This is a genomic window from Actinomadura sp. 7K534, from assembly GCF_004348575.1.
Lineage (GTDB): Bacteria > Actinomycetota > Actinomycetes > Streptosporangiales > Streptosporangiaceae > Spirillospora > Spirillospora livida.
Genome location: NZ_SMKB01000327.1, coordinates 1 through 6,612, shown reverse-complemented (window position 1 = coordinate 6,612; position 6,612 = coordinate 1). Strand labels below are relative to the sequence as shown.

General features: G+C 74.2%; 6 protein-coding genes. 3 read left to right on the top strand and 3 right to left on the bottom strand.

All coding sequences use genetic code 11. From position 1 onward, the window contains the following. On the top strand, window positions 1-1,400 hold a 1,400-nt coding region (locus tag E1266_RS34390; protein WP_132054309.1), incomplete at its 5' end, for a MinD/ParA family protein. Between the two features lie 25 nt (window positions 1,401-1,425). Here E1266_RS34390 and E1266_RS34385 read toward each other — a convergent pair. Next, a complete protein-coding gene (locus E1266_RS34385) occupies window positions 1,426-2,232 on the bottom strand; it encodes a hypothetical protein (RefSeq protein WP_165966323.1) in 807 nt (268 codons plus the stop codon). Window positions 2,233-2,479: 247 nt separating this feature from the next. On the opposite strand from E1266_RS34385, the gene E1266_RS34380 reads away from it, so the two are divergent. Beyond that, window positions 2,480-2,944, top strand: a complete 465-nt coding sequence (locus E1266_RS34380) for a hypothetical protein (protein WP_243719256.1) — start codon at window positions 2,480-2,482, stop codon at window positions 2,942-2,944. Between the two features lie 3 nt (window positions 2,945-2,947). Here the strand turns inward: E1266_RS34380 and E1266_RS34375 are convergent, their stop codons facing one another. Further along, window positions 2,948-4,372 (bottom strand): DUF1266 domain-containing protein, encoded by a 1,425-nt coding sequence (locus E1266_RS34375; RefSeq protein WP_132054305.1) that lies wholly within the window; start codon window positions 4,370-4,372, stop codon window positions 2,948-2,950. A 104-nt stretch (window positions 4,373-4,476) separates the two neighbouring features. Then, a complete protein-coding gene (locus E1266_RS34370; RefSeq protein ID WP_243719254.1) occupies window positions 4,477-5,418 on the bottom strand; it encodes a DUF6177 family protein in 942 nt (313 codons plus the stop codon). Between the two features lie 110 nt (window positions 5,419-5,528). Here E1266_RS34370 and E1266_RS34365 point away from each other — a divergent pair. Next, window positions 5,529-6,612: LCP family protein (locus tag E1266_RS34365; RefSeq protein WP_165966322.1), on the top strand; the 1,084-nt coding region annotated here is incomplete at its 3' end.

The following is a 6,612-nucleotide window of genomic DNA, read 5'->3' as shown; positions in this document are numbered from 1 at the left end:
AGCCCGCGCACGCCGAATCCGCGCCGCCCGAGCCGCCGAAGTTCGAGCCCGCACCGCCCGCGCCCGCGCAACCCGAGGCCGCACCGCCTCCGCAGCCCGTGCCCGCGCCGCCCGAGCCCGTGCAGCCCGTGTCCGGGGGGCCGGAGCCTCAGCCGCCGCAGCGGCCGGCGCCCGAGCCGTCTCCCCAGGTGGCCCGGCAGCCCGCCGCCCAGGAAGCGGCGTCCCCGCAAACGACGCAGCCGCCCCCGCAGCCGTCGCCCCCGCAGCCTGAGGCGGTGCCGCAGCCGGCCGCCGAGCAGCAGGGAGCGGACGTCCCGGGCGCGCCCCCGCAGGCCGAGCCGCTGATCCACTCCGACTTCGACTGGGAGGCGGCGGTCAATCCCGTGCTCGGCGCCGTGCCCTCCGGCGAGGAGCCCGAGCCGGTGGACGCCTCGTCCGGGGCGCCCGCGCCGCCCGCGCCGTCCCATCCCGCGCCCGGGCAGGCGGGGGGCGGCCACCCGGTCCCGGCGGACGATCTCGTCCGCAAGAACCAGCACGGCGACCCCCTCGCCCGCCGGATGGGCCGCGGTGTCCGCAACGCGATGGGGGGTGGCGCGCGGGAGGCCAGGGAGCGGGCCGCCTTCGCCGACCTGATGCAGCGTTCGGTGCCGAGTTCCCGGCAGATCGCGGTCGCGAGCGTCCGCGGCGGCGCGGGCAAGACGACGATGGCCGCGATGCTGGCGACCGAGCTGGCCCTGCACCGCGCCGACCGGGTGCTGGCCGCCGACGCGGACGCGGAGCTGGGATCGCTGCCGCTGCGCCTCGGCGTCAGTCCCCAGCTCTCGCTGTTCGACCTGGCCGCGCACCGGCCGAACACGTTCCAGGAGGCGGAGGGCTTCCTGACCCGGACCCCGCACGGCCTCTACGTGCTGTCGTCCACGCGCGGCGGCCGCATCGCCGGCGAGTTCACGCTGGAGACGTTCCAGACCGCGCTCAGTTCGGTGAGCCGCTACGTCGCCGCGACGGTCGTCGACTGCGGCGCGGGCATCCTCACCGAGGTGAACCGCGGCGTCGTCGCGGGTTCACACGGCCTGGTCCTCGTCACCCCGGGCACGGTCGACGGCGCCTTGAGCGCGCGTGGGGCGCTGGAGTGGTACGCGGCCAACGACCAGCACGGGCTGCTCGGCCGCACGGTGATCGCGATGGTCTCGCACGCCCCGCAGGTGGGCGCCGACCTGCGGCGGGCGCAGGAGATGCTCGCCGCGTGGGGACTGCCCGTCGTGTTCGTCCCCTACGACCGGCATCTGGCCACCGGCAGCTCGGTGGAGCTGGCGAGGGTCTCCGCCGCCGCCCGGTCGGCCTTCACCCGCATCGTGTACGAGGTCTTCTCGCGGTCGCTGACCGGCGGTGGCGTCCGCTGACCGGCGGCCCGCCGGCCTCCGTCCGTCAGTTCTTCCAGATGAGGACGTTGGTCACTTCGACGCCCAGTTCGCCGGCGATGGCGAAGACGGTGCCGGTGCGGCCGCCGGCGGCGGCGCCGGACGACCAGTACGACTGGGCGTAGATGACGTTGGAGCCCTGCGTCCAGGAGCGGGTCCAGTAGGCGGGGTCGGGCCTGGGCTGGGGGAGGCCGCTCGCCTGGGACGGGGTGAGCAGCTTCGGCCAGCCCTGCTTGGCGGTGACGCGGCTGACGGCGCTCGCCGCCGACGAGCTGGAGAACTTCGCGATCGACACCGCGGTGATGATCTTCTTGGTGGGGTCGGCGTAGACGGCCGAGTGCATCGAGCCCACGCACGGGTAGCTGCGCAGCGTCGTGCGGAGCGTGGTGTTGGCGCGGGTGTTGCACGACTCCGTCCGCGTGCCCGCCCGGGTGAACGTCTTGCCCTTGGCGGTCCGGATGGTCGTGGAGAGGATGGAGGCCGGGTCCGAGCCCGTGCCGGTGCCTCCCCTGGACGTCGTGGGCCTCGGTGCCGGCGAGTAGGAGGGGGAGTAGGGCGTGTAGGTCGGCAGCGTGGTCGTCCTGCGGGGATCGTCGTCGTCGTTGCTCTCCAGGATGACGAAGGCGCCGATGCCCACGAGGGCCAGGACCCCGACGAGGCCGAAGATCAGCAGGGGGACGAGTGCTCCGCCTCCGCTCCGCCGGGGCGGCGGCGGGAAGCCGGGGCCGCCGGGCAGCGGCGGCGGGCCGGGCGGCGCCGGTGGCGGGAAGCCGGGTCCGCCGGGCGGCTGACCGGGCCATTGGGGGGAGTTCATGGAACGCTCCGAGCTGGATCCAAGCGGGGTGGCCGATGAGATCCGACCAGAGTAGCGGGCAGAAGTTGGCGAAATCCCGGGGGATGGTAGGTATGTCGTGGATGTACGTGCCCGCGGACGGCGGCGGCGCGTGCGGAAGCGTCATAGGGTTGCGATGGAGAGGGAGGCAGGTGTCCGACACAAGCCGGCGACCCGTCGCCGCGCGCCGCGGCGGCCCGCCGGGTCCGGCCGAGGCTGGGGTGACCCGATGAGCAGTGACCTGGTGGCGCTGGTGCGCCGCCGTCCGGACGTGCACGCCGTGGCGGACGGTCTGATCGCCATGGGCGAGCCGCTGGAGCTGCGCGGCGGGGAACCGGAGCCGACCCTCCTCTACGACGCCGAGGGCCGGCTGCTCGTCTCGATCGAGGACGCGGTGCAGGTGTCGGCGCAGAGCGAGATCCGCCGGCTGCTCGGCGCGGAGTTCGCCGACCGCGTCACCGCCCCGATCTGGTGGGTGGACGTCCGCGCCGCGGCCGACCTGCCCGACGCGGTGCGGGTGGCGCGCAGGTTCGCCGACTCGCTGGTGCACTGGGCCGGCGGGACGGTCTACCCCGACGGGGCGAGCGAGGCGCCGGCGCGCAGCTGGAAGGCGGCCCGGCAGGGCGGCGGTCCGGCGGTCGGCGTTCCCGGCCAGGACGGCGCCGCGTACCACGGCGGCGTCATCGGGGGCTGACGGTCACGCCCAGTCGCGGGTGAGCGGAAGGTCCCAGGGGAGGGCGTTCCAGGGGCTGCGGGGCTCGGTGAGGAGGTTCTCGACGAGCCGCTCGTACTCGGCCTGCGCCTTCCCGCCGCCGCCCGACCAGAGCAGCCGCCCCTGCAGGTAGCAGGTGGCCATGTCCCGCCAGGACGAGTACCGCCGCTGGATGTCGATCGCCAGCGGGAGCATCCGCTCCCAGCAGTACTCCTCGGTCAGCCAGCCCACCATGTGGCCCCAGCGGTAGAGCATGAGGGCGCGCCCGTAGTCCCAGATGAGGAACCGCTCCACGTTCGCGCGCAGCGCCGGGTCGGCGAGGACCCGCAGGCGGTGCAGCTCCTCGGACGCGTGGTTGCGGTCGTTGAACAGCTGGTGCAGGAACTGGGCCAGCTCGGCGCCCTCCTCGCTGACGTCCGCGCCGGGCTCGTCGCGGAGCAGCCGCGGGACGAGCCGCGCGTACGAGCCGCCCTCGTCCCCGTACCGGAGCCGCACCAGCTCGATCAGCCGCTCGACGAACGGGGGTTCGAGGTCGTCGCGGGCGATGAGGGCGTCGACCTCCCGCAGCAGCGTCCCGTACTCCTCCTGCGCGGCGGGCGGCCGGGCGGCGAGGCGGGCGTCCCGGGCGAAGTCGGCGCGGTGCCCGTCCTGGACGAGCCAGTTGACTGCGCCGAGGAGCTGCTCCAGGTCGTAGGCGCCCCAAGGGTCCTGGAGGAGTTCGTGGGCGGTGCGGCGGTCGGCGGCCTTCGCGGACTCGCCGGGCGCGGTGCCGAGGCGGTCGACGAGGAAGCCGTTGATCGCGCCGTAGGGGGCGCCGGCGGCGATGATCCAGCGCTGCACGGGGGTGAGGCCGCCGTCGCCGGGGGCGTCCGCCAGCTCGGGCGCGGCGATCAGCTCCCACAGCCGCCGCCGGAACTCCGCGGCCTGGCGCTCCTCGCTGCCGAAGAACCCGGCGAGCTGCTTGCGCAGGGACGGGTGCCGGACGTAGAGGCGCCGGAAGAACCACCCGTTCTTCCACACCAGGTGTTCGGGACGGAGCTCGCCGAACGGCACCCGCTTGCGGCGGTGCACCATCGCCCGCTCCGCGAACCGCAGCTCCACGTCCGACCAGAGGGCGGCCACCGGCGTGAAGCGGAGCAGCAGCACGATGCCGAGCGCGCAGCCGAGCAGCCCGGCGCCCGGTGCCAGCGCCCACCGCGCCTCGTCCGGCAGCCCGGCGAGGGACAGCACGGCCCCGGCCATCAGCAGCGCTACGCCGACGACGCCGCAGGACAGGAACCAGGTGGTCGTCAGGACGGGGGACCCCTCGATCCGCAGGACCGCCTCAGCGTCGTCGAACTCGAACGACCCTTCGGCGAGCGTCCCCTCGACGGCCCGCTCAAGTGCGTCGAGCTGACCGGCCTGTCCCATGGGCAGGACCGTACATCATCCCTTACGGGTAGATCATCAACTCTGTGTGCCGTTTGCCGTCGGTAGTGGGAGGAACGTCGCAATCAGGGCGGCGGTGCCGCCGGTCAGGCCGACTGGAGGTGCTGCATGAGGTGGCTGTGCCGCTGCCAGCCGTCCTGCGAGCGGCCGTCGCCGAGGGGGAAGAACGTCAGCGGCGCGCGCGGCGGCCCGACCGGCTGGCCGGGGATGCCGTTCGGCCCGGAGACCGTCCCGGCGACGGCCAGCGCGACCGGGGCGGGCGCGCCCGTCCAGCGGGGCTCGGTGGTGAGGTCGGCGCGGCCGGGGGTGAGCTGCACGAACAGCGACGCGATCGTCTGGTCGGCGGCCAGCGCGCCGACGAGGGTCGGCAGGTGCTGCAGGGGCGGCGGGTCCTCCGGCATGTAGCCGATGGTGACGGTGCTGACCTCCCCGACGGCGCCGCCCGCGCTCGCGGTGAAGTCGCAGATCGCCTGCGCCGGGCGCGGGCCGTCGCCGACGACCAGGAGCCGCGCGGTCGAGCGCCCCCGCGCGTACTCGGTGAAGCGGTCGCGGCGCCACGGGTGCTCCAGCGGCTCGGCCGGCCCGAGCGCGCCGGGCGGCTTGCCGGTGAGCAGTTGCAGGAGGCGCTCGACGGGCCCGCCCAGGTCGCCCTCGGCGCCGTGCCTGGTGCGGTAGACGAGGGTGAGCTGCGAGCCGATGGGGACGCTCGGACGGGTGGTGAACCCGGGCGCGTAGTCGCGGGCCTCGGGCACGGGGACGAACGTCCCGCCGCTCCACTTCAGCGGCCGTCCGGTCAGGCCCTCGTAGTAGCCGTCGCCGTTGCGGACGACCCACTGCACGTCGTTGCCCGACGCGGCGGTGCGCAGGGGGAGCGACAGCCGGGAGTCCAGGGGGGTGACCAGCTGCAGGGTGCGGCCGCCCGCGACGCAGTCGCCGAGGGCTTTGTTCAGCCAGGCGCTCAGGGGCACCAGCGGCCGGTCCTGCAGCACGACCATGGCCTGGTCGGTCAGCGCGTCTACTGTGCTCATCTTCCCGGGAGTCTAGCGATCGCGGGCATCCCGGGCAGACCCGCCCGCCGCGCGCCCGACTTTGCCGCGGCCCGGGAGCTGGGTGTCCAATCTGTGCTGAAATGTTGCGGATGCAGCGAGCCGCCGCGCCGTCTCCCGTGTACTACGCGGGCAACGCCCCGCCGCCACCGGAACCGCCGGTGCGGGGGCGTCTGTGGCGCGTGCTCGGCGTGCTGTCGATCGTCATGTCGGTGGTGCTGGTGGCCGGGAGCCTGACCGCGTACGGGTTCTGGCGGCGCCTCGACGGCCAGATCGACCGCGAGAACGTGGACGGCCGGCTCGGCGTCGACCGCCCGGAGAAGCTCAACGGCTCCCTGAACATCCTGCTGATCGGGTCCGACAGCCGCGCCGGGCGCAACGCCGGCTACGGCACCGAGCCGGGGCAGCGCTCCGACACCACGATCCTGCTGCACATCTCGCCCGGCGGCGAGAACGCCATCGGCATCAGCTTCCCCCGCGACTCGATGGTGCAGATGCCGTCCTGCAAGCGGAGGAACGGCACGACCGTCCCCGCCCAGTTCGGGATGATCAACACGGCGTTCTCCAACGGCGGCCCCGCCTGCACGTGGAAGACGATCGAGTCCCTCACCGACATCCACATCGACCACTACGTCGAGGTCGACTTCGCCGGCTTCAAGCGGGTCGTGGACGCGCTCGGCGGCGTGGAGATCTGCGTGCCGCGGCGCATCGACGACCCGAAGGCCGAGCTGCGGCTCCGGGCGGGGCGGCAGGTCGTCCGCGGCGACGAGGCGCTCGGCTACGTCCGGACCCGCTACGCGCTCGGCGACGGCTCCGACCTCGACCGGATCAAGCGGCAGCAGGCGTTCATGGCGTCGGTCACCAAGAAGGCCACCGACAAGGGCATGCTGACCGACCCCGGACGCACCTACGACTTCCTCTCCGCCGTCGCCAAGTCGATCAAGGCGGACGAGGACCTCACCCTCTCGGTCATGCAGCGGCTCGCGGGCAGCCTGCGGGGGATGAGCGCCGGGAAGGTCCGGTTCGTGACCGTCCCGGTGGAGGCGTACCCGCAGGACAGGAACCGCGTCCAGTTCAACCGGGCCCTGGCCGAGCCGCTGTTCCGGGCCGTCCGGGAGGACAACAAGCTCCCCGAGCCCGAGCCCGTCCCGGTGGGGAACCAGGTGAAGCCCGTCC

Bases quoted from the DNA above. Each gene is read 5' to 3' on its own strand.
- E1266_RS34385 (WP_165966323.1), bottom strand. From the start codon at position 2,232: ATGAACTCCCCCCAATGGCCCGGTCAGCCGCCCGGCGGACCCGGCTTC.
- E1266_RS34380 (WP_243719256.1), top strand. From the start codon at position 2,480: ATGAGCAGTGACCTGGTGGCGCTGGTGCGCCGCCGTCCGGACGTGCAC.
- E1266_RS34375 (WP_132054305.1), bottom strand. From the start codon at position 4,372: ATGGGACAGGCCGGTCAGCTCGACGCACTTGAGCGGGCCGTCGAGGGG.
- E1266_RS34370 (WP_243719254.1), bottom strand. From the start codon at position 5,418: ATGAGCACAGTAGACGCGCTGACCGACCAGGCCATGGTCGTGCTGCAG.